The sequence below is a fragment of the Sphingobium aromaticiconvertens genome, from assembly GCF_037154075.1.
Classification (GTDB): Bacteria; Pseudomonadota; Alphaproteobacteria; order Sphingomonadales; family Sphingomonadaceae; genus Sphingobium; species Sphingobium aromaticiconvertens.
Genome location: NZ_JBANRJ010000001.1, coordinates 3,938,393 through 3,960,742 on the forward strand (window position 1 = coordinate 3,938,393; position 22,350 = coordinate 3,960,742).

A 22,350-nucleotide genomic window follows, 5' to 3' on the forward strand; every position below is an offset into this window, starting at 1 on the left:
GCTACATGGACCCCACCGCGTTCTTGCCGATCCGCCAGCGCCACAGGAGGAGTGTGATCAGCGCGATCGCAGCGAAACAGGAGCCGGCGGCAAATGTTAGTTTCGGCCCGTATCCGTCCCAGAGGCCACCCGCGACGACGCTCGCGACCAGCATGGCGATCCCCTGAGCAAAGCTGAAGATGCCGAAGCCCGTCCCGCGCAACCGCGCAGGCGCCGTATCGGCCACGAGGCTGGCGAAGAGCCCCTGGGTCAGCCCCATGTGCAGGCCCCAGAACAGCACGCCCAGCATGACGCTGGCGACCGTCGTGCCGAAGGCGAGAATGAGATCGGCGCTAATCAGGCAGGCAATGCCCATCGAGAGAAGACCTGTCCGGCCGATGCGGTCGGACAGCACGCCCGCCGGATATGCCGAGCCGGCGTAGACGATGTTCATCACCACCATCACGCTCGGGACAAAGGCAAGCGGCAGGCCCGTATGCTGGGCGCGCAGGATGAGAAAGGCCTCGGAAAACCGTGCGAAGGTGAAGATGATCGCGATGCCCGTCGCCATCCAGAAGGCGACCGGCATGAGACCGGCATCCGACAGCCGGAGTCTCTCCTTCCCCTCGGCATGGTGTTGCGGCGGCTCGCGGACGCCGAAGATCATGATCCCGAGCGAGGCAAGAGCCGGGACTACGGCGATCCAGAATACCAGGCGGATATTGTCGGAGCTGAGCGCCATGAGCGCGATTGCGGCAAGCGGGCCGACGACGGCGCCCACCGTATCGAGCGATTGACGCAGGCCAAAGCTCGCGCCGCGCAGGTCAGGCGGCGCAATGTCGGCGATGAGGGCGTCGCGGGGCGCGTCGCGCACGCCCTTGCCGATCCGGTCGATAAAGCGCGCCGCGACCACCCAGCCGATCGTCGCGGCGAGCGGGAAAACGGGCTTGGTCAGGGCGGCGAGACCGTAACCCACCGTCGTCAGCAGCTTGCGCCGGCCGAGCCAGTCCGACAGCCCGCCTGAAAAAAGCTTGGTCACATTGGCGATGGCTTCCGCGATGCCCTCGATCAAGCCGAGTGTCAGCGCGGACGCACCAAGCGTGGTCACAAGAAAGACCGGCAGCAACGCGTGGATCATCTCCGAAGAAATATCCATGAACATGCTGACGAAACCCAGCATCCAGACACCCGACGGCATCGCGCGTGACAGGGCGCGGGCGGGAGGCGATTCAGCCACGATGGGGAGGGACGCCGGCAAAACCGGTTGGGAGTGATCGCGCCGCCTGGGCCACGAGGCGTCCCGCGCTCATTCCGGTGCGCGTTTCAACCATCGCGGCGGACCGGGTGACCATGAAGGATGTGGATATAGTTGGCGCGCTCGAACGCCGCTGGATCCTTGAGGTGCCGCTGGCTCATTCTGCCGCGCACATCGGCCAGCGAGGCGACACCTCGCGCGGCAAGCAGCGTGGTCAGTCCCTCGATCAATGTCTTCATGTGCGGGATGCCATGCCGCAGCAGCGCCGAGGTCGTCATCACGGTATCGGCGCCCGCCAGCAGATATTTCAGCACATCGCCCGGCGCCTCGACGCCGGTGCTTGCGCCAAGCGAGGCCCCTACCCGCCCGTGTAGCACCGCGATCCACAGCAGCGGCAACCGCATCTCCGCCGGCGTGCTGAGCTCGAGGTCCAGTTTCAGTTCAAGCGTAACAAGATCGATGTCGGGCTGGTAGAAGCGGTTGAACAGCACCAGAGCGTCCGCGCCCTCGCCGGCGAGGGCGTGCGCCATCGCCGCCATGCCGCTGAAATAGGGGCTGAGCTTGACCGCGACGGGAATGGCGACGACAGCCTTCACGGCTTTCAGGGTGTCGATATAGCGCTGCTCGACCGCGCGGCCGTCCGCTGTCGGGTCGGCCGCGATAAAGTAGATATTGAGTTCGATCGCATCGGCTCCGGCCTGTTCAAGATCGCGGGCGTATTCGGCCCAGACTTCGCCGGACACGCAGTTCAGGCTGGCGATCACCGGTATTGCGACGGCCTGCTTCGCGCGTCGGACGATATCGAGATAGCGCTCTGGTCCAAAGCCGTACCCGCCATAGAGCGGGAAATAGCTCTGGGCCTCGGCCGAACCGGTCGCTGCAAGCTGGCCCTGCCGCTCGAGCGCGTGGCGCTCGGCGTCGATCTCCTCCTCGAAGATCGAGGGAAGCACCACGGCACCCGCGCCATGGTCCTCCAGCGCCCGCAGCGTCTTGATTTCCCCGTTCTGCGGCGCTGCCGAGGCGATCAGCGGGTTGTTCAGGCGCAATCCCATATAGTGGGTGGTCAGGTCCATGCGCCGCTCCCGGTCAAAGGCGCGAGATGCGAGCCTGCCCGGCACGAACCGTTCCACGACCGGCCCCATGCGGCCACGCCAGAGCGATGTTGCCCCTTGGCGCACGCGAGACGCGTGCGCGCGAACGAACGGTTGCAGGCGACGGGCCGCGTCATCCCGCCTCGCCCGAATGGTCGCGCCTGGCTGGCGCGACAGCCGGTCGCCTGGCCTCGCGTGTTTCGGGATGGAAGCCATCGCCACCGCGGCTCGCAAGCGCCTCGTATTGGCGATATTTTTCGTCGGCGACCTGCTGTGCCTGGGCGAGCAGCGCCGCGGCTACGGCCGGATCGCTCTGGGCGAGCGCGCGATAGCGCAACTCGTTATAGGCATAGTCCTTGAACGCTATCGTCGGCCGCGGTGAATCGAGCAGGAACGGCCTTTCACCGATCGCGCGCATCGGCGGGTTGAAACGGAACAGTGGCCAGTAGCCGCTGGCGGTCGCCAGATCCTGCTGCTTCATGCCATGGCGCAGGTCGAAGCCGTGCGCGATGCAATGGCTATAGGCAATGATCAGCGACGGACCCGCATAAGCCTCGGCTTCCCGCATTGCGAGCAGCGTATGCTGGGGGTTGGCCCCCATCGCAACCTGGGCGACATAGACGTCGCCATAGGCGATCGCCTGCAGCGCGAGATCCTTGCGCGCCGCCCGCTTGCCCGCGGACGCGAATTTGGCGACGGCGCCGAGTGGGGTCGCCTTGGAGGCCTGGCCGCCGGTGTTGGAGTAGACTTCGGTGTCGAGCACGAGGATATTGACGTCGCGTCCGCTCGCCAGGACGTGGTCGAGGCCGCCATAGCCGATGTCGTAGGCCCAGCCGTCACCGCCGACGATCCAGACGCTCCGCCTGACGAGATGATCGACGACCGAAAGAAGATCACGGGCCCGCTCGTCATCCAGCGCAGCAAGCTTTTGCTTCAGGGCATCGACACGGGCGCGCTGGGCGCGCAGGTCCGACTCGCGCTCCTGCGGCGCGTCGAGGATCGCCCGGGCGACCTCCTCGCCCAGGCTCGCGGCCAGGTCGAGCAGCAACGTCCTTGCCAGATCGAGGTGCTTGTCCGCCGCAAGGCGGAAGCCCAGCCCGAACTCCGCATTGTCCTCGAACAGCGAATTCGACCAGGCGGGGCCGCGGCCGGAGGCATCCTTCGTCCAGGGCGTGACCGGAAGATTGCCGCCGTAGATCGACGAGCAGCCGGTCGCGTTGGCGATCTGCAACCGATCGCCAAACAGCTGCGACAGGAGCTTGAGATAGGGCGTCTCGCCGCAGCCGGCGCAGGCGCCCGGGAATTCGAACAGCGGCTCGAGGAACTGCACGCCGCGCACATTGGCGAAATCGACGCGCGCGCGATCGTTGACCGGCAGCGTTTCGAAGAAGGCGATGCTGGCCTTCCCCGTCTCAAGGATCGGCGCCTTGTCCGCAAGGTTGATCGCCTTCCTGCCCGGTTCGCGCGAACTGTGCGCGGGACAGACCTCGACACAGATGCCGCAACCGGTGCAGTCCTCCAGATAGACCTCCAGCGCGAAGCGAACCTCAGGGTTCCCGCGGGAGTTGACCGGCGCGTGCTTGAACCCTTCCGGCGCGCCGTCGCAGGCATCCTGCGTGAAATATTTCGAACGGATGACGCTATGCGGGCAGGCAAAACCACATTGGCCGCACTGGATGCAGACGTCCGGATCCCAGAGCGCGACGCTCTCCGAAACGTTCCGCTTCTCGAACGCCGCGGTTCCCGAAGGATAGGTCCCATCGACCGGCAGCTGGCTGACCCGGAGATCGTCGCCGCGACCACGCATCATGCTGGCAGTCACTTCCTGGACGAACGCCGGCGCGCGCGACGGTACCGTTGGCGGTCGTTCGAACAGGCTCGTCACGGTGGACGGCACCGCCACCTCGAACAGATTGGCCAGCGCATGGTCGACTGCCGCGAAATTCGCGCGCACCACGCCCGCGCCCTTGATCCCGTAGCTCGCCTCGATCGCGTGCTTGATCCGCCCGATCGCCTCGTCGCGCGGCAGCACGCCCGAAATGGCGAAGAAGCAGGTCTGCAGCACGGTGTTGATCCGCTCGTCCAGGCCCGCCTCGCGCGCGACCCGGGAGGCGTCGATCACGAAGAAGCGCAGCTTTTTGTCGACGATCTGGCGCTGGAGCGAGCGCGGCAGATGATGCCAGACGGCCTCCTGCCCATGCGGCGTGTTGAGCAGGAATGTCCCGCCATCGACCGCCAGCCGCAGCACATCGAGGCGGTCGAGAAGGCCGGACTGGTGACAGGCTATGAAGTTGGCCGATTCGATCAGATAGCTCGATCCGATCGGATGCTTTCCGAACCGCAGGTGCGAGATCGTCTGCGCGCCCGACTTGTGCGAGTCATAGACGAAATAGCCCTGAGCATAGCTGTTGGCATCCTCGGCGAGGATCTTGACGCTGTCCTTGTTGGCGCCGACCGTGCCATCGGCGCCGAGCCCGAAGAACAGGGCCCGCACGACATCCTCGCGCTCGAGCGAGAAATCCGGATCGACCGCAAGACTGGTCTGCGCGATGTCGTCCTCGATGCCGACGGTGAAGCCGTGCTTGGGATTGGCGCTTTTCAGTTCGTCGAACACGGCCTTCGCCTGCGCCGGACTGAAGTTCTTCGATCCCAGACCATAGCGTCCGCCGATCACCCGCGGCATGGCCGCGCGCGTACCGCTTGCGACCGCCTGGGCCAACGTCGCGACAACGTCCTGGTAGAGCGGCTCGCCCGATGCGCCCGGTTCCTTGGTCTGCTCGATCACCGCGATCGCGCGGCAGGTCTCGGGCAGGGCCTGCAGGAACTGCTCGGTCGCGAACGGGCGGTACAGCCGCACCTGCAACACACCGACGGACTCGCCCCGGGCTTCAAGGAACGCCGCCGTCTCGCACGCAGTCGCCACGCTCGAGCCCATCAGCACGATCACGCGATCGGCGTCGCTCGGCCCGGTATATTCGAACAGATGGTAGGCCCGGCCGGTCAGCGCGGCGAAGCGGTCCATTGTCGCCTGCACGATCGCGGGCAGACAGGCGTAATAGGGGTTCACCGTCTCGCGCGCCTGGAAGAAGGTGTCCGGATTATGCGCCGTGCCGCGCACGACGGGATGCTCCGGTGTCAGCGCCCGGGCCCGGTGCGCGCGAACGAGATCCTGGTCGATCATCGCGCGGATCTGGATATCCGAGAGCAGGCTGATCTTGTTGAGCTCGTGCGAGGTTCGAAAGCCGTCGAAGAAGTGCAGGAACGGTATGCGGGCCTCGAGCGTCGCCGCCTGCGCGATCAGCGCTGCGTCATGGGCCTCCTGCACTGAGGCGGACGACAGTAGGGCAAAGCCGGTCGTCCGCACCGCCATGACATCGGAATGATCGCCGAAGATCGAGAGGGCCTGCGTCGCGATCGCCCGGGCGGCGACATGGAACACGGTCGAGGTCAGCTCGCCGGCGATCTTGAACATGTTGGGCAGCATCAGCAGCAACCCCTGCGATGCCGTGAAAGTCGTCGTGAGCGCACCGGACTGCAACGCTCCATGGACCGCGCCTGCGGCGCCGCCTTCGCTCTGCATTTCCTGCACGACCGGCACATTACCCCAGATGTTGGTCAGTCCCCCGGCGGACCATTCATCGGCCAGCTCGGCCATCGTCGAGGATGGCGTGATCGGGTAGATCGCGCACACCTCGTTGATCCGGTAGGCGACATGGGCAACCGCGGTGTTGCCGTCCATGATCTCGGTACGGGGCATGTCGGGCTGCATCATGCCTTCCTTCAGCTCGCCGCCGGTTCGGGGATCATCTCGATCGCATGGCAGGGGCAGCTCTCGTAGCAGACGCCGCATCCGGTGCAGCGATCGTAGAGGAGCCGGTAGCGCAGCCCGGGACCGAGCTTCTCGATCGCCTGCTCGGGGCAGGCCGCATAGCATTGGTCGCATTCGAAACAATTGCCGCAGGACAGGCAACGCTGCGCTTCGTAACGAGCGTCCGCTTCGCCCAGCCCGGCCACCACTTCCTCGAATCCGGCGGACCGCGTCGCGGCCGGCAATGTGGCCTGCGCGCGTTGCTCGGCGTCGCTGTAGATCGGCAGATGCAGCATCTCGAAGCCGACGACGGGGCGCAGCTGCGCGGGCCGCGCGTCCTCGCCGCGCAGCCAGCCATCGATGGCGCGCGCCGCCTTCTTGCCGTGCCCGACGGCGGCGGTGATGGTGCGCTCGCTCGGCACCATGTCGCCGCCCGCGAAAATGCCGGGATGGCCGGTCATCATGTTCGGGGCGACGACGACGGTGCCGTCCGCCGCTACCTCGATACCGGGGATCTTCGCGAGGAAACCACTTTCGGCCTGCTGCCCCAGCGCCAGCACGAGCGTGTCCGCCGTCAGCGTTTCGATTTCGCCGGTACCGCGTGGCGTGCCGTCGACCCCCAGCTCCATGACCTCGACCGTCAGGCTCGGGCCGGCGATGTCCCTGATGCTGGTCAGCCACCGGATCTTCACGCCCTCCTGGAGTGCCTCCTCGGCCTCGAACGCGTGGGCCGCCATATGCGCCCGGTCGCGATGATAGATGATCAGCGCTTCGTCGGCGCCCAGGCGCCTGGCGGTACGGGCGGCATCCATCGCCGTGTTGCCGCCGCCATAGATGGCCACCCGCCGCCCCAGTTTCGGGTGTTCGCCGGCCCCGACCCCGCGCAGCAGGCTGACCGCGTCGAGGACATGCGCGGCGTCGCGCGCGGGAATGTCGACATGCCTGGAGGCATGCGCTCCAATCGCGACGAACGCGGCGTCGAAGCCGCCAGCATCCTTCTCCGCGAGCAGATCCTCGACCTTGTGATCGAGGACGATGCTGACGCCCATCGCCTCGATCCGCTGCACCTCGCGCATCAGCTCCTCGCGCGGTAGCCGGTAGGCCGGGATGCCGAAATGCATCATCCCGCCCGGCAACGGGCCAGCATCCCGGATTTCCACCGTGTGACCCAGCCGCGCCAGATGATAGGCGGCGGAAAGACCGCTCGGTCCCGCCCCGACGATCAGCACGCGCTTGCCGGAGGGGGTTGCCTCGACAGGCAGACGCCAGCCTTCGCGGGCCGCCTCGTCGCCGAGGAAGCGCTCGACTGCGTGGATCGAGACCGCGCTGTCGATGTCCTTGCGATTACAGCTCACCTCGCACGGGTGATAGCAGACCCGCCCGTGAATGGCCGGCAAGGGATTATCCTGCACCAGCGTCAGCCAGGCCTCACGGTAGCGACCCGCCCGGGCATGGGCGAGCCAGGCCTGGATGTCCTCGCCTGCCGGGCACGCATGATTGCAAGGCGGTAGAAGATCAAGATAGAGCGGATGGCGCGTGCGCACCGGACCAGTGCCCGGCTGGGCAACCAGATCGATGAGGGGTGTGAAATCGCTCATCATCGCGGTCCTGCCGGGCATATCGGCCGAGCCATCGGCTTCGCGCGGTGGCCCCTTTGTCCGAGAAGACGCTCATTGGACGATGACACGATACCGGCCGCTGGACAGCTGGGCAGACACATGGTGCGCATCGCATCATGTGAGCGTGAATCTGCTGCCTGACGACCGGCGGGAGCCACGCCGTCAGGCGGCAGGCTGCGTGTTGGCCGACGCCGCGTTCCTGGCCGCGCCGGCGAGCAGCTTCGCGGGATTCCAGGCATCAGCCATGGAGCGCTGCCAAGCTTCCCACGCGCTGGCGAGCGTCCGGGTCGTTCGCTCCCGGCTCTTGTTCACGGAGGCAAGAACGCCTTCGCCGAGATTGCCCGGAGCGATCAGCGAAAAAGGCAAAAATCCGGCCTTGCCATTGGTCTCAGCCGGTTTGCCGACATGCGTGAACGCCTTCCCCGCAAGATCCATCCAATCTTCTCCGGCCTGGCGGGCTGTCTCGACCATGCTTGTCGCGAGGCGGACATTAGCCTCGGAAGTCGCGGTCAGTTGATCGAGGGGATAGGTCATCGAGTCTTCTCCTGCGGTGCGAATTCAAGGGGAAGCATGCGTTGTGGCGAAACGCAGAACCGACATGCATTGGGAATGCTACGTAGGCCGGTTTGGGAAGTTTGCCGACAGCGGCACGGGCTGCGGGACGCGCGGCGGTAACACTATCGGCTGCCTGCGTGAACGCCGAACGCGAGAGAGTGAATCTCCGCACAAAGCAACGCTCGTTGAGATTTTGCACCGATGTGGATGTGAAAGTACGCGGAAATGGAGTCCGAAATGCGAACTCTCGGCATATGTGAGCGCCCATTGGGTCGGGCCATGCTATGATCTGTCAGACGACTCGGACAGGTCCGGGCAGCGTTCCGAAGGAACAGCGGCCATGAAGGAATTTGTTACCCAGACCAATATCGAGCGGTTCGAGAATCTGCTCGCGAGCGAAACCGACGCCTGCAAGGCGACGACTCTTCGCGGACTGCTGGCAGTCGAAAAGGCGAAGGCTGTCGCGGCCCGGCGGAGCGAGCCGGGGGACATTCGAGTGATATCGGCGGTCCCCGTAATCTGAATCTAATGGAAAACTTCACCTCCCGCGAGGTGCGGCGTGTGGGGCGACCGGCGGCGCGGCCGGCCGCTGGACCGGCGATGGTTGGCGCATGTCTGCGAATGTCCTGCGCAAGCCTCCGGGGCTGATGCGATCCTCCATCCAGCCGCGGCGCACGTCAGAGCCTCAACGCGGCCACGAGAATGGGATGGCCGTTTCACCCTCCCTGTCTCCACTCGCGCCGAAACGACGCTCGAAGATGATGCCGCGCCCGACACCATCAATCGCGACGACGGTGCTGCACCGCGTCCCGTAAACCGGATCGCGGATAAAAATCGGCGAAAGAGGTGGCTCCTGCACCACGTCAGATGGGCCGACCGGCCAATCGGACGGTTCCGTAAGGGTCTCTTCCATTAGTCCGTCCAGAAGACTCTCGGGGTGCTGCGCGCCGGCGCCGATCCAGTCGCGAAGAACGGCCTTGAGGCGAACAGTCTTGGGCCAGGGCTCGTCCAGCCCGCCGTTGGACAGACCATAGACCTGCGGCGGCAGGATGTGCCGCGTGGGACCGGGCCTGTTGGACCAGAATTCGGCCTGGCCGGGCTGGACCACGATGAGGTTGAACGGATTGAAATCCACGAGGTCCGCGTCGGCTGGTTCGGCATATCGCCCCTCCCCCGCCAACAGATCCTTCAATAGAAGACCGCGGGACGGTCGGCCTGGCTCCGACGGCCCGAAGCCTCGCAGGTTCGTGACCACGGCAAACCGTCCCTGCTCCGAGGCGCCGAGCCATGTGCCGCCCGATAGCAGATCCCTGCCCGCAAGCACATGATCGGGCTCGTCCCATCGTCGTAACGGTTCTGCAGGGCGCGCGTGAAACTCGTCACGGTTGCCGGCAACGACGAGGCGCCAATTCGGGTGCGCGCACCACGCCAATGCTAAGACGCACATATCCGCTCGCCGACGGCTGCCGGATCAATCGAAACGCTGTCCAACGAGATGGCGTTCCGTTTCCGACACGCAAGAGCGGGCGGTCTCGGGACTTTAAGTTGCCGCTCGCCGTTTCGGCCGACAACCTGATCAGGCCCGGCAACACCTATCATCATCTGTTTCCTCCCGTTTGTCGCCATAGCCGTTTCGCAGGGCTGTCACGCGTGTGCCGCCCACAATGCGCGCGCCGATGTGCGGCGAATAGATCTGCTCGCCGGGCAACGCGTCATTGCTTGCCCAAACGAAGCGTATCGTGCTCAGGGACCGTCAGAACGGCCGCTCAGCATCATCGCTGATAGCTTCAGCCGCCGCGAGTGTCTTCGCGCACGTGCAGCGGACGCCCACTAAGGGATCATTGTCGCGGCCGTCAGGCTGTCGTCAGTAAGCGGCCCTATCGATTGGGCAAAGGAGATGTCGATGCTCGTGGCAAACCCCGCTGGTGGCAATACATTCAAGGTCTGGGACGCGCCGCTCAGGCTGTTTCACTGGCTGCTCGTCGCTGCGATAACAGCGGCCTTCCTATCCTCGGAAGGTGACAGTCCGATCGCCGCCTGGCACATGGCGGCCGGCTGGGTCGCGGCCGTGCTCCTTGCGTTTCGCCTGATCTGGGGATTTGTCGGAGGCGAGCATGCGCGGTTCGTGAATTTCATCCGGCCTTCGGGTATCGTGGCGCATATCCGTGGCCTCGTGACCGGCCATCCGGAGCGCACGGTCGGGCATAATCCGCTTGGCGCGCTTGCTGTGCTTGCCCTGTTCGCGGCGGTCGGCGCAGTCCTGTGGACCGGCATCCAGGTCGATGCGGGCAAAGCGGACGAAGACATCCACGAAGCGCTCGCCTACGGCATGCTGGCGCTGGTCGGCATCCATGTCGCCGCCGTTCTCGTGATGTCGCTAGTCACTCGCGACAACCTCGCCAGAGCGATGGTCACGGGTCGCAAGCGCACCGCACTCTACCCGGGCGCGCGGGATGCGCGGGTTCCGGGTTTCATGGCGGTCGTGCTGGGCGGCGTGGTCGTCATCGCGGCGGTGTTCGGCATCACGCGGTTCGATCCCGCCGCCTTCAGCCCGCAGGCGCATGGCGAGGCGGGAGAAGGCCAGGGCGGCGAGTACACAGCCGCCGGGCGCGGCGAAAATCCTGACGGGGATTGAGCGTAGCTCCCGGCGCGGTTTGACCTGGGCTGCCGCAACCTCCATGTCGCTCGTGCCAATATACGCAAAGAACAGGGGCAGAAGCCCTGGAACGGGCTATATTGGAGAGGTCCATTTTTATGCGTGTCCTTGTAGTCGAAGACAATGACCGGCTGGCGAAGCTGGTCGCGGACGGACTCCAGCGCCGGGGCTTTTCGTGCGACGTTGCCGGTTGCCTGGCGGGTGCGGACAGCGCGATGGACAGCGCGGTCTATGACGCCATCGTCCTCGACCTGGGCCTGCCTGACGGCGACGGGATCGACTGGCTGGCCGCGCGGCGGCGATACCGGCAGGTCCCGCCCGCGATCGTCCAGACCGCGCGCGGCGCGCTGGAGGACCGGGTAACGGGACTTGACGCCGGCGCCGACGATTATGTCGTCAAGCCCGTGGAGATCGACGAACTGGCCGCACGCCTTCGCGCATTGCTTCGCCGCCCCGGCCCGCGCACCCAGACCGTGCTGCAAGTCGGGCCGCTACTGTTCGACACCGCTGGGCGGACGGCGCGCCATGACGGCAGGGAGATTGACCTGTCCCGCCGCGAGGCCGACCTGCTGGAACTGCTGATGCGGCGCGCAGGCGCGGTCGTTCGCCGGGAAGCCATCGAAGACGCGCTCTACAATTTCAACGAGCCCGTCACGCCCAATGCGGTGGAAGCGGCGATATCGCGGCTGCGGCGCAAGCTCGAAGATGCCGGCGCGGGTGGAAACCTCCATACCATCCGGGGCGTGGGCTATATGTTGCGGGACAATGGCGCATGACCTATCGGCGGTCCGTTTCCCGACGGCTGGTGCGTGGCCTAGGCCTGGTCGGGCTGGTCGGCACGGTCCTGCTGCTCGCGGCCGTCGCCTTCTTCTATCGGCTGTCGTTCGCAGACCTTGCCGCAGGCGAAGCGACGTCCCGCGCGCTCAACGAGATGCTGGATCATGTCGCCCTGCCGGTCGTTATCCTGATGGCGCCGGTCGCGTTCGTCGGTCTCCGGGTCATCAGACAGGCCTTCACCCCGCTGGCAGAGGCGGCGGCGGAGATCGAGGCGGCACGCGGGCATGAGCGCGGCTTCCGGATCGATACCTCGCGAATGCCCTCCGAGGCGTTGCCGTTCACCGATGCGATCAACGATCTGCTCACCCGGCTCGACGATGCGGCAATGCGTCAGGAGGCCTTCGCCGCCGACGTCGCGCACGAACTGCGCACGCCGCTCGCCGTGCTGTCGCTTGAACTCGACCGGCTCGATCACGCCGAGGCAGGCCGTCTCAAGGGAGATGTCGCGGCCATGCGCCGGCTGATCGACCAACTCATGCTGCTCGCCCAGATCGACGCCGCCACGGCGGCCCAACTGGTGCCGGAAGCCGTTTCGCTGACGGATGTGGCGACCGACGTCGTCAGTTTCATGGCCCCGGGGATCATCGCGACGGGCAAGACCATCGCCCTCGAAACTGGAGAGCAATCACCGGCCGTGCGTGGACGGCGCGAGGCGATCGCGGCGGCGCTGCGCAATCTCATTGAGAATGCTGTGCGCGTGACGCCCGCCGGCGGGGCTGTCCATGTCAGCGTCGGTCCCGGAGCGGCGATCGGTGTTCGAGACGATGGGCCGGGCCTTTCGCCCGATCGCCTGGGCGATCTTGTGCGGCGCCACAGCCGCGCCGATCATGCGAGCAAGGACGGCGCGGGGCTGGGCCTCGCGATCGTCGACCGGATCATGGCGGCGCACGGCGGGATGCTTGCGACCGATTCGGACAGGCGCGAGTTGTCGCTGCGCTTTCCCGGCGCCTGACGTTCCGCTCCCGTCAGGGAGTCGTCAGCATCGTCCGCTAGGCGAAAGCCATGTTGAACCGCAGCTTCATCCTTGCCGGCGTCGCCGTGATCGCGCTGACGCTTGCCGGCCTGTGGTGGTTGACCACCCGTGCCGACACGGCGCCGCCCGCCGCTCAGTCCAGCCCCCCTGTGGACTCTGTGAGCGCGGCGCCGGGCCATCTACGCGTCGAGGCCGGGCAGGCGGCGCAACTCGGTATCCGCCTTGCACCCGCCGTTGCGGCGAGCGAAGCGCCGCTCGCGATCGTGCCCGCCCTGATCCAGCCGCCCGCCAATGCGCGCGTGGCTGTGGCCGCAACCTTTCCGGGCGTGGTGATGCGCACCCTGGTCGTCGAAGGCGACACGGTGCGGCGCGGACAGCCACTTGCGGTGATTTCGAGCCGCGAGGTGCTGATGATGGGCGCGGACCTGACGCGCGCGAACGCACGGCTGGGGGTCGCTCGATCGAATGCCGCTCGTCTGTCGCAACTCAGTCGTGAGGGCATCATTGCCGGCGCCCGTGCCGACGAGGCCAGTGCGATCGCCGTGGAAACGAGCGCCGATGTTTCGGAGAAGGCGCGTATCCTGCACATGGTCAACGGCCATGGTGCAAGCGGCAGCTACACGCTGACGGCGCCGATCGCCGGCCGCATCACCACGGCCAGGATCCAGACCGGAAATTCGGTAGACGGCACGAGCGCGCCTTATGTGATCGATGCAGCGAACCGCTACGAAGTGCTTGGCCAGCTGCCCGAGCGGCTGGTTGGGCTGGTCCGTCCGGGCATGTTGGTGCGGATCGATCCGAACATACAGGGCCGCGTCACGGCGGTGGGGTCGACCATCGATCCTGCAACACGCTCGGCCAGTGTGAAGGCCGAGATCGCCGCCGGTCCAGGCATCGTGGCGGGGCGGGCGACCAATCTGCTGATTTCCGGCCCTGCTCCCGCGGGCGCGGTCGGCGTGCCTGCTGCCGCCGTCGCAACGATGAACGGCCGGACTGTCGTCTTCGTCGCCATCAAGGGTGGCTTTGCGGTGCGCGACGTGAAGAGCGGCGGGGCGAATGGAAGCCAGGCCATCCTGCTGTCTGGCGTGAAGCCCGGCGAGCAGGTCGTCATCGCCGGCACGAGCGCGCTCAAAGCGCTCGCCTTGTCGCGGTAACCGGCCAATGCTGCGCTCACTGGTCGCCGCGGCTCTATCCTATCGCGTGCTCGTGCTGGCTCTCGCGCTGACGGTTGCGGGCCTCGGTGCATGGGCCTTCGTGAACCTGCCGGTCGATGCCTATCCCAATATCGCTCAGACGCAGGTCAAGATGATCCTGAAGGCGCCAGGGATGACGCCCGAGGAGGTGGAGAGCCGCGTCATCACGCCGATCGAGATGGAGATGCTGGGCATTCCCAACCAGGCGATCCTGCGCTCCACCGCCAAATATGCCATTGCCGACATCACCATCGACTTCACCGACGGCGCGGACATCTACTGGGCCCGTCAGCAGGTTGCCGAGCGCCTGTCGGGCGTGATGGCCGATCTGCCCGCGTCGGTCAGCGGCGGCCTCGCCCCGATTTCGACGCCGCTGTCCGACGTTTACATGTTCACGATCGAAGGGCCGCTCTCGCTCCAGCAGAAGCGCGAACTGCTCGACTGGACGATCCGGCCCGCGCTCAGGACCGTGCCCGGCGTGGCTGACGTGAACGCCTTGGGCGGTTTCGTGCGGACGTTCGAGGTCAGGCCCGATCTGGTGGCGCTTGCCGGCACGGGACTGTCGACCGCAGACATCAGCGCTGCGATCGAAAGCGGCAACCGCAACGACGGTGCCGGCCGCCTGACAAGCGGAGAAGAATCGCTGATCGTCCGCGCGGTCGGCGCGATCCGCACGGTGGAGGATCTCCAGTCGCTGGTGATCGCCAGTCGCGATGGCCACATCGTCCAGTTGGGCGATGTCGCGACGATCGGGATCGGCAGCCTCACCCGTTACGGCGCCGTCAGCAAGAACGGCAAGGCCGAGGCGGTCGAGGGGCTGGTAATCGCCTTGCGCGGCGCCGATGCGCGGCAAGTGGTCGACGGTGTGCGCGCCAGGCTCGCCGAGGTCGAAAAGACGCTGCCCGCCGACACGCATGTCAACGTCTTCTACGATCGTTCCGATCTGATTGAACGCGCCATCGGCACGGTCGAGGAAGCCCTGCTTGAGGCGACGATCCTCGTGGTCGTGCTGCTCATCCTGTTCCTGGGCGACTGGCGGGCGGCGGCGATCGTCGCCGCGACCCTGCCGATGGCGGCCCTCATCACCTTCCTGTTCATGCGCGGTATGGGGTTGTCGGCGAACCTGATGAGCCTGGGCGGCCTCGCCATCGCCATCGGCATGCTGGTCGACGGCACGGTGGTGGTGGTCGAGAATATCGTCGAGCGGCTCGGGCGGGCTCATGATGACGACCATCCGCGCCTCAATCATGTCTTCCAGGCGACCAACGAGGTCGTCGTTCCTGTGTCGGCGGGCATCGTCATCATCGCGCTCGTCTTCCTGCCCTTGCTTGCGCTCCAGGGATTGGAGGGCAAGCTGTTCGCGCCCGTCGCGCTAACCATCGTCTTCGCGCTGGCTGGCTCGCTGTTGCTGGCGCTGACGCTGGTTCCGGTGCTGTCCTCCTTCGGCCTGAAGAGCGGCCACCACGGCGATCCCTGGATCATGCGCCGGATCTCGCCGCGTTACCGCGCGCTGCTGGACGCGGCATTCGCCCGCAAGCGACTGGTCTATAGTCTGGCGGCGGCGGGGCTGGTGATCGCCGGTATCGCTTATGGTGCGGTCGGCAAGACCTTCATGCCGACCATGGACGAGGGCTCGGTGATCGTGCAGCTCACCAAGCTCCCGTCGATCAGCCTCGACCAATCGGTCAAGGGCGACATGGCGGCGCAGCGCGCGTTGCTGACGGTGCCCGAGGTCGGCGACGTGATCGCCCGCGTCGGCGCCGACGAGATCGGCCTCGATCCGATGGGGCCGAATGAGACCGACAGCTTCGTGCGCTTGAAACCGCAGTCGGAATGGCGCGGCGACAAGGACTTCGTCGTCGGCGAGATGCGCAAGGCTATGGAAGGCCTGCCCGGCATCCAGCCCAGCTTCACCCAGCCGATCGAGATGCGCGTGTCCGAGATGCTGACCGGCGCGCGCGGCGATCTCGCGGTCAAGATTTTCGGGCCGGACCTCGCGAAGCTCGCTGACCTCGCCGGTCAGGTCCAGCGCACCCTTTCCAGCATAAGCGGGGCGTCGGAAGTGCTGACCGTCGCCAACGACAGTGTCGATTATCTCCAGCTCGACATCGATCGCGCGGCGGCCGGGCGTTTCGGCATGCCGGTGGACCGGATGCAGGATGCACTGCGCGCCCAGGTCGAGGGCATTCACGCGGGCATTGTCGCGGAAGGTCAGAAGCGCGTTCCGATCATGATCCGCGGCGACGAAAGCCTGCGCTCGGACCCAACGCGCTTCGCCGACCTGCAATTGCGCACGCCCGGGGGCATTCTCGCCCGCGTCAGCGACATGGCGCGGGTGGAGCGGACCCAGGGGCCGGTGAAGCTCGACCATGAGAACGGCTCGCGCTTCGCGCTGGTGCAGGCGTTCGTCTCGGGCCGCGACCTGGTGGGTTATGTCGACGAAGCCAGGGCGGCGGTGGCGGTAAAGGTCAAGCTGCCGGCTGGATATCGCATCGTCTGGGGCGGCCAGTTCGAGAACCAGCAGCGCGCCTCGGCCCGGCTGATGCTCGTCATCCCGGTGGCGCTGCTGCTGATCTTCTTCGTGCTGCTAGCGACGCTCCGGTCGCTGCGCGCCTCGATCGTCATCCTGCTCAACATCCCTTTCGCGATGGTGGGCGGCATCGTCTCGCTCTGGGCGTCGGGGGAATATCTCTCGGTGCCGGCCTCGGTCGGGTTCATCGCGCTGCTGGGGATAGCGGTGCTGAACGGTCTCGTGCTGGTCGCCTATTTCCGGCAGCTTCGCACCGAAGGGCGCAGCATGACAGAATCCGTCCGTCTGGGCGCGGAGCGCAGGTTGCGCCCGGTGCTGATGACGGCGAGCATCACCGCCTTCGGCCTCGTCCCGCTGCTGTTCGCCAGCGGCCCAGGCTCGGAAATCCAGCGCCCGCTCGCCATCGTCGTCATCGGCGGGCTCATCACCTCGACGCTGCTGACGCTGGTCCTCCTGCCCATCCTGTTCGAGCGCTTTGGTGAAAGTGCCAGGGAAACCGAAAATGCCTGACCTACTCCTGACCTTTCACTGCGCGACCCGCGATGTCGAAACCGTCGTGGCGGCGATCCGCGCGGCATCACAGGCGCCGATCCACATCCACGATATCGCGGTGCGCGGCCGGGATTTCAGCGACGCACGCACCGCCGAGCGCGTGACGGGCAATCTTGATCGAAGTGCGATCGAGCTGATCGTAGCGGACGATGCGATGACCGAACTGGTTCGAGCCGTGGCCGAATCCAGGCGCGACCTGCCGGTTCGCTGGCGCGCCGTTGCGGTCGTGGCGCGGGGCAGGCTCGCATGAGGCCGTCCATTGCCGTCCTCGCCATGCTCTCGCTGCTGGTGCCCGGCATGCTCCATGCCCAGCGCGCAGACCTCCCGCCGGTCGAGAAGGTCAACGAAGCGCTCGACAACCATCCGACCGTCATGGCCGCCGCCGCCAGGGTCGAAGCCGCCCGTGCGCGCGGGGGCATGCTGCGCAAGGGCGCCCATGAATCGGTTATCGCGGGCAGCTATATTCGCCGCAGCGTTGACCGCGAAGGCGGCTATGACGAGTTCGATGCGACCCTCTCCCGTCCCTTCCGTCTTCCCGGCAAGGCGGCGCTCGACCGCGAGTCAGGCGCGCTGGGAGTCGAGGTTGCGGAGAACCAGATGGAGGATGCGCGCCATCAGGCGGCGTTGGTCCTGACCGGGCTCTGGCATGACTGGCTGACCGCCGGCAGCCATTATCGCAACGACCTCGACACGGTGCGCTCGCTGGAAGCGGCCCTGACCGCCTTGCGTCGCCGCGTCCAGCTACGAGATGCCTCGGCGCTCGATCTCGACCAGGCTTCCGCCGCACTGGCGCAGGCGCAGGCCCAGGCCGCTGCATCTCTCTCCGCACGCGAGCAGGCGCGCGTGATCCTGGTCGCGACTTTTCCAGAGATACCGCTTCCTCCCGAGCCAGCCGAACTCGCCTTGCCCGAACTGCCGCCACAGAAACTCGAAACCATGCGGACGCTGGTGATCGAGCGCAGTCACGAGATCCGCGCCGCCGACCGCGAGGCGCAGCGGTTGGCCGTCGTTGCGCGACGGGTTCGAGCGGATCGGATCGCCGATCCCTCTTTCGGTGTCCGCCTGTTCAGTGAGCGTAGCGGCGTGGAGCGGGGCGCGGGCGTGGTGGCGTCCATCCCGCTGGGAGGCGGCTACCGCCGGGCAGCCGCCTCCCAGGCGTCGGCGGAGGCAAACGCCGCCCGTCTCGAACTCGCCAATATCCAGCGATCGGTCGCGGCTATCGCCGACGCCGACCTGTCGAATGCGCGCATCCGGCTGGAAGCGTGGCGAAGCGCGCAGGCATCGGCGCAGAGCGCTTCCGACGCCGCCGGGCGGACGGAGCGCGGCTATCAACTGGGCCAGATCGATCTGGTCGACCTGCTCTATGCCCGCCGCCAGGCGAACGACGCTCGCCAATCCGAGATCGATGCGCGATCGGAAGCCTCGCGGGCGCTGCTGAAATTGCAGATCGATTCCCATAGCATCTGGGTTCCCGATGGCGACCATGATTGAGAACGGCTTTGTGCACGGGCGCGAAGCCAGGCCCTCTGGTTCAGCTTCTTGGCGGCACAAGAGATGAAATGTGCAGGGAAGCCGAGTCCGGACCTCACCGACGGCGGCGTACCGCGAACGCCTTGATCGCTTGACTAAAGCTTGGCCGCGTAGATCATTCGGCCCGGGCCGAGCCGGCCGAGAATTTGGGCTATATCGGCCTGTGCAACAGCAAAGCACCCCTGGCTTCGCCCGAGCTTGCCGGTGGCGCGAACGATGTCATCCGATACGTAGGATGCCGCATGGATGACAATGGCGCGCGCCTCGGCGTTGCTGTTCTCAGGGTCAAGGCCGATCAGGCGCTGCGAGCGACCATGCTTGCCTGAATAGCCGTTGCCGACCAGATAAGCGCCCGCTGAAGACGCCGCCGAGCCCGGTGAATTCGAGAAGCGCTCGACCCAGCCGCTATGATCCGGATCGGACCCGCGCCCGTGCGCGACCAGCAGACTTTGGCTTCGCCCGCTCATCACATCGACGATGTGGAACCGGGGAATGCGCGACGCCTGGCTGAAATCCACGATACCGATCACGTCGCGATGCTTTATCGTCGCGTGGTGGCGGTCCAGCGCACTCAATGCGCGTTGAAGCAAGGCCGGGCGCGGAAGAGCTGGTCCGGGCAGGGCGGCAAGCCCGTTCGTCTGCTGTAACATGCCCAAAGCAGCTGCACCGCCACCCAGAAGCAGGTGGCGCCTGGAAATGAATGTCACGCTTGTCTTGAACCACTATCTGTTTGCTGATCAAGACCATGATAAGCATCATATGAGCCACTTCACAGATAAGTACTAAACCTTACGAGAATCGGGAAGATTGCCGGGCGGGCTGGTTCGAGACGATCGCCGAGACCGATGCGGACGCCGCCTGAGTACCGAGCGCATCATCATAAGACCGGGCAGAAGCGGCAGCCACAATGTCAGGATCCTCAGCAGCATGGTGGCGGCAAAGGCATTCTCGATCGGCACACCCAGGAAACCAAGCGTTGCGGTCGACGTCGCCTCGAAGCTGCCGAGACCCAGCGGGATCGGGCCCAGCGTCACGACGATCGACGCCATGATCAGCGCAATGAACGCAGTTCCGAAACCGGCGGGTCCTCCCAGCGCGTCAAGACAGGCCCAGAGCGTCGCGGCGTCGGCAAGGAAGACCAATGCATTGAAGCCCGTGACGCGAAGCAAAAGCGGGCGATCACCGATCAGATGGGCCGGGGCCTGACCGACGATCTCCAAAAGGTTACGGACCACGCCCACCCGTTCGAGCCGGGGCGACAAGGGCTGGCTGCCGCGATGTCTGAGCCAGAGCGCGAGCGACGGAATGGCGAGCGCCACCAGCAGAAATGTGGTGACCATACCGGCCATCAGCGGCGTCGCCTTGTCGTGGAGCCATAACAGGACCAGCATGGCGACCGCGAAGAAGGCGAAGGCGGCGTAATATCCTGTCATCGAGACAAGCAGCGCCGCCACGGCCGTCCCGCGCGGCACGCGCAACCGCACGAGTTGGTCGACGAGGAGGACATTGCCCCCCATTCCCGCGCTTGGCACCGCCTGGTCCGCGAACAATTTGGTGAGCGCGATGCGCATCAACCAGGAAAGCGGCCGCGAGGCGCCGGCGCTGCGCAGCACCGCCGCCCAGCCAGCCGCCACGCTGGCATAGGTCGAAAGCTGGAACAGGACGGCAAGAGCCAACCAGAAGAGATTGGCGCGAGCGACCAGCCGGCCGAAATTCTCGATCTCGCCGAAATGCAGCACCGCTCCGACCAGCGCCGCCACAAGGATGATGCCGAGAAACCAGGACCGCCATGCGCCCGACGGCTTTGTGGCGGTCGCCTCGTCAGCTTTCGAGGACATAGCTGCCCGGCGCGTTCCCGAGCGTTCCAGCGTTCACGCCAGAACCGCCGAGCGGCGGCGGTACGCCTGGAGGGCTTGAATGCAAATCGAGCCAGGCGGCCCATGCCGGCCACCACGAACCAGCTTCTGACGATGTCCGGGCCATCCAGGTTTCAGGATCGACGCCGTCCGCGTCTGCCGGTCGTGCGAGCAACCGATAGAATCGATCCGGATGGCCGGGTTCGGATACAATTCCGTCGTCATGGCCGCCGGTGGTGAGCAGAAATGTCACCTCCGTGCCCATCAGCCGATGGATCTTGTAGACGGAGCGCCAGGGCGCGACATAGTCGCTTTCGGCGCCGACCGCGAAAACCGGTACATGGATATTTTCGAGGGGGATCGGTCGACCATCGACCTCATACCGTCCCTCGGCCAAATCGTTAGCAAGAGCCAGGGAGTGAAGATACTGGCTATGCGCTGCAAATGGCAGGCGCGTGGCGTCGCTGTGCCAGGCTTGCAGGTCGCTCATCGGGCCGCGTGCGCCCATGAGATAGTCGCGGACAAAATAGGGCCAGACAAGTTCGTTCGAGCGCAGCGCCTGGAAAGCGCCGCTCATTTGCGCGCTGTCGAGATAACCCCGTGCGCGCGCCATCGTCTCAAGAAAATCGAGCTGCGCCGCGTCGATGAACAGGCCGACCTCGCCCGGTTCGCTGAAATCGGTTTGCGCGGCGAACAGCGTCATCGACGCAAAACGATCATCGCCATCGCGCGCCATCGCCGCCGCCGCGATCGCGAGCAAGGTTCCCCCGAGACAGTAACCCGTAGCGTGAACTCTGTTCCCGCCGGTGATCGCGGTGATCGCGTCAAGCGACGCCATGATACCCAGCCGACGATAATCCTCCAGGTCGAGCGCGCGACCGCCTTCGCCGACATTGCGCCACGAAATCATGAACACCGTATGCCCCTGCCCCACGAGCCAGCGCACCAGCGAATTCTCAAGCGACAGGTCGAGAACATAATATTTGAGGATCCATGCCGGAACGATCAGCAACGGTTCCGGACGGACGGCCTGCGTTGTCGGCGCATATTGGATGAGCTCGATCAGATCGTTCCGATAAACTACCTTGCCCGGCGTGATCGCCACGTCGGCGCCAGGACGATAGCATTCGGCGCCGGCCGGCCGCTCTCCCGCAAGCGAGCGGAGCCAGTCCTCGATCAGGGTTGCCAAACCATCGACCAGGCATTTGCCCTGGGTTTCGATGATGCGGTGCTGGAGGACCGGATTGGTGGCGACAAAGTTCGAGGGCGCCAGCATGTCGAGTATCCGGTGGATCGAAAAGCGCATGATTGCCCGATGCTGCGCTGTAACCCCAAGAATATCGCACGCCGCCTCATCCCACCACCTCTCGCTGTGCAAAAAGGACTGACGTATCAGATCGAAAGGCCATGCCTCCCAGGAAGGATCGTCGAAGCGGTGTTCCCGCGTTGGAGGGCCGGCTTGGGGCTTGGGTGCGCCTGCGGACGCAGCAGTCCGCCACTCACCACCGGCGAGCGACATAAATTCGCGGACGGTCTCGGCAACAATATGCATTTGGCTACCTGGAAATAAGGCGAGATGCGTCGCCCAGTCTGCGAAGGCCTCACCGAGCGACGACGGCGCCAGCCCGCCTGTAAGGGTTGCAACGGCCGCTCTCGTGGGGCGAAGGAACAGTTCGGCCCATCCGTCATATGGACCACCAGCACATTTTGTTGCCGTTCCGTCGGGCGTCGATAGCGAAACCACTGCCTGCTCCTCGTTGCCTGTCACTTGGCTCATAGGGACTTCGGCAGCGCCACGAATTAGGTAAGCCTACGGACCCGGGCCGCCCGTCAGCTTACGTAGCTTTGCGGATTGGTCGCAGCGACGTGCCGACACAGGGTAGAAGTGTAGCTTTTACCCAAGGCGAGGACCGGCG

Annotated in this window: 17 protein-coding genes; 8 read left to right on the forward strand and 9 right to left on the reverse strand. The window is 65.7% G+C overall.

The genetic code is table 11. The features are described from left to right. Position 1: 1 nt before the first annotated feature. The 5 genes from WFR25_RS18930 to WFR25_RS18950 all read right to left on the reverse strand — a co-directional run bounded on the left by WFR25_RS18930 (position 2) and on the right by WFR25_RS18950 (position 8,286). Positions 2 to 1,216 (reverse strand): MFS transporter, encoded by a 1,215-nt coding sequence (locus tag WFR25_RS18930; RefSeq protein ID WP_333972231.1) that lies wholly within the window; start codon positions 1,214 to 1,216, stop codon positions 2 to 4. 86 nt (positions 1,217 to 1,302) lie between these two features. Beyond that, positions 1,303 to 2,412 carry a dihydroorotate dehydrogenase-like protein gene (locus WFR25_RS18935; RefSeq protein ID WP_206377794.1) on the reverse strand — a complete coding sequence of 370 codons (1,110 nt, stop codon included), beginning with the start codon at positions 2,410 to 2,412 and terminating at the stop codon, positions 1,303 to 1,305. Positions 2,413 to 2,458: 46 nt separating this feature from the next. Beyond that, entirely contained in the window at positions 2,459 to 6,097 is a 3,639-nt protein-coding gene (nifJ, locus tag WFR25_RS18940) for a pyruvate:ferredoxin (flavodoxin) oxidoreductase (RefSeq protein WP_336972920.1), read from the reverse strand. Positions 6,098 to 6,105: 8 nt separating this feature from the next. Next, the gene (locus WFR25_RS18945; protein WP_336972921.1) at positions 6,106 to 7,734 is read right to left on the reverse strand and encodes an NAD(P)-binding protein; all 1,629 of its coding nucleotides are present in this window, start codon (positions 7,732 to 7,734) and stop codon (positions 6,106 to 6,108) included. Between the two features lie 180 nt (positions 7,735 to 7,914). Then, positions 7,915 to 8,286: a hypothetical protein gene (locus tag WFR25_RS18950; protein ID WP_169572545.1), complete on the reverse strand. Its 372-nt coding sequence runs from the start codon at positions 8,284 to 8,286 to the stop codon at positions 7,915 to 7,917. A 361-nt stretch (positions 8,287 to 8,647) separates the two neighbouring features. Between WFR25_RS18950 and WFR25_RS18955 the strand changes: the two genes are divergently transcribed. After that, complete coding sequence (locus tag WFR25_RS18955; protein ID WP_043151069.1) at positions 8,648 to 8,830, forward strand: hypothetical protein; 183 nt, start codon at positions 8,648 to 8,650, stop codon at positions 8,828 to 8,830. A 162-nt stretch (positions 8,831 to 8,992) separates the two neighbouring features. On the opposite strand, the gene WFR25_RS18960 is transcribed toward WFR25_RS18955, so the two are convergent. Continuing rightward, positions 8,993 to 9,754: an NRDE family protein gene (locus WFR25_RS18960; protein WP_169572543.1), complete on the reverse strand. Its 762-nt coding sequence runs from the start codon at positions 9,752 to 9,754 to the stop codon at positions 8,993 to 8,995. Between the two features lie 456 nt (positions 9,755 to 10,210). On the opposite strand from WFR25_RS18960, the gene WFR25_RS18965 reads away from it, so the two are divergent. The 7 genes from WFR25_RS18965 (at position 10,211) to WFR25_RS18995 (ending at position 18,539) form a co-directional block, all read left to right on the forward strand. Beyond that, positions 10,211 to 10,942 (forward strand): cytochrome b/b6 domain-containing protein, encoded by a 732-nt coding sequence (locus WFR25_RS18965; protein ID WP_169572541.1) that lies wholly within the window; start codon positions 10,211 to 10,213, stop codon positions 10,940 to 10,942. 119 nt (positions 10,943 to 11,061) lie between these two features. Next, positions 11,062 to 11,739 (forward strand): response regulator transcription factor, encoded by a 678-nt coding sequence (locus WFR25_RS18970; protein ID WP_169572539.1) that lies wholly within the window; start codon positions 11,062 to 11,064, stop codon positions 11,737 to 11,739. After that, complete coding sequence (locus WFR25_RS18975; protein ID WP_336972922.1) at positions 11,736 to 12,752, forward strand: sensor histidine kinase; 1,017 nt, start codon at positions 11,736 to 11,738, stop codon at positions 12,750 to 12,752. Before WFR25_RS18970 ends, WFR25_RS18975 begins: the two co-directional genes overlap by 4 nt. A 50-nt stretch (positions 12,753 to 12,802) precedes the next feature. Next, complete coding sequence (locus WFR25_RS18980; RefSeq protein ID WP_272799536.1) at positions 12,803 to 13,927, forward strand: efflux RND transporter periplasmic adaptor subunit; 1,125 nt, start codon at positions 12,803 to 12,805, stop codon at positions 13,925 to 13,927. Between the two features lie 7 nt (positions 13,928 to 13,934). Next, positions 13,935 to 17,006 (forward strand): efflux RND transporter permease subunit, encoded by a 3,072-nt coding sequence (locus tag WFR25_RS18985; protein WP_336972924.1) that lies wholly within the window; start codon positions 13,935 to 13,937, stop codon positions 17,004 to 17,006. Then, positions 16,999 to 17,298: a DUF3240 family protein gene (locus tag WFR25_RS18990; RefSeq protein WP_272799538.1), complete on the forward strand. Its 300-nt coding sequence runs from the start codon at positions 16,999 to 17,001 to the stop codon at positions 17,296 to 17,298. The genes WFR25_RS18985 and WFR25_RS18990 overlap by 8 nt, the downstream gene beginning before the upstream one ends. Next, entirely contained in the window at positions 17,295 to 18,539 is a 1,245-nt protein-coding gene (locus WFR25_RS18995; RefSeq protein ID WP_336972926.1) for a TolC family protein, read from the forward strand. Before WFR25_RS18990 ends, WFR25_RS18995 begins: the two co-directional genes overlap by 4 nt. A gap of 134 nt (positions 18,540 to 18,673) precedes the next feature. Here the strand turns inward: WFR25_RS18995 and WFR25_RS19000 are convergent, their stop codons facing one another. From WFR25_RS19000 to WFR25_RS19010, 3 genes are all read right to left on the reverse strand, one after another. After that, positions 18,674 to 19,285, reverse strand: a complete 612-nt coding sequence (locus WFR25_RS19000) for a murein L,D-transpeptidase catalytic domain family protein (protein ID WP_272799540.1) — start codon at positions 19,283 to 19,285, stop codon at positions 18,674 to 18,676. Positions 19,286 to 19,360: 75 nt separating this feature from the next. Continuing rightward, positions 19,361 to 20,416 carry a lysylphosphatidylglycerol synthase transmembrane domain-containing protein gene (locus WFR25_RS19005; protein WP_333972209.1) on the reverse strand — a complete coding sequence of 352 codons (1,056 nt, stop codon included), beginning with the start codon at positions 20,414 to 20,416 and terminating at the stop codon, positions 19,361 to 19,363. After that, entirely contained in the window at positions 20,400 to 22,211 is a 1,812-nt protein-coding gene (locus tag WFR25_RS19010) for a PHA/PHB synthase family protein (RefSeq protein ID WP_336972927.1), read from the reverse strand. The genes WFR25_RS19005 and WFR25_RS19010 overlap by 17 nt, the downstream gene beginning before the upstream one ends. Positions 22,212 to 22,350 lie beyond the last annotated feature (139 nt).

Bases quoted from the DNA above. Each gene is read 5' to 3' on its own strand.
- WFR25_RS18995 (WP_336972926.1), top strand. From the start codon at position 17,295: ATGAGGCCGTCCATTGCCGTCCTCGCCATGCTCTCGCTGCTGGTGCCC.
- WFR25_RS18980 (WP_272799536.1), top strand. From the start codon at position 12,803: ATGTTGAACCGCAGCTTCATCCTTGCCGGCGTCGCCGTGATCGCGCTG.
- WFR25_RS19010 (WP_336972927.1), bottom strand. From the start codon at position 22,211: ATGAGCCAAGTGACAGGCAACGAGGAGCAGGCAGTGGTTTCGCTATCG.
- WFR25_RS18955 (WP_043151069.1), top strand. From the start codon at position 8,648: ATGAAGGAATTTGTTACCCAGACCAATATCGAGCGGTTCGAGAATCTG.
- WFR25_RS18945 (WP_336972921.1), bottom strand. From the start codon at position 7,734: ATGATGAGCGATTTCACACCCCTCATCGATCTGGTTGCCCAGCCGGGC.
- WFR25_RS18950 (WP_169572545.1), bottom strand. From the start codon at position 8,286: ATGACCTATCCCCTCGATCAACTGACCGCGACTTCCGAGGCTAATGTC.
- WFR25_RS18985 (WP_336972924.1), top strand. From the start codon at position 13,935: ATGCTGCGCTCACTGGTCGCCGCGGCTCTATCCTATCGCGTGCTCGTG.
- nifJ (WP_336972920.1), bottom strand. From the start codon at position 6,097: ATGATGCAGCCCGACATGCCCCGTACCGAGATCATGGACGGCAACACC.
- WFR25_RS18960 (WP_169572543.1), bottom strand. From the start codon at position 9,754: ATGTGCGTCTTAGCATTGGCGTGGTGCGCGCACCCGAATTGGCGCCTC.
- WFR25_RS18975 (WP_336972922.1), top strand. From the start codon at position 11,736: ATGACCTATCGGCGGTCCGTTTCCCGACGGCTGGTGCGTGGCCTAGGC.
- WFR25_RS18970 (WP_169572539.1), top strand. From the start codon at position 11,062: ATGCGTGTCCTTGTAGTCGAAGACAATGACCGGCTGGCGAAGCTGGTC.
- WFR25_RS18990 (WP_272799538.1), top strand. From the start codon at position 16,999: ATGCCTGACCTACTCCTGACCTTTCACTGCGCGACCCGCGATGTCGAA.
- WFR25_RS19005 (WP_333972209.1), bottom strand. From the start codon at position 20,416: ATGTCCTCGAAAGCTGACGAGGCGACCGCCACAAAGCCGTCGGGCGCA.
- WFR25_RS18965 (WP_169572541.1), top strand. From the start codon at position 10,211: ATGCTCGTGGCAAACCCCGCTGGTGGCAATACATTCAAGGTCTGGGAC.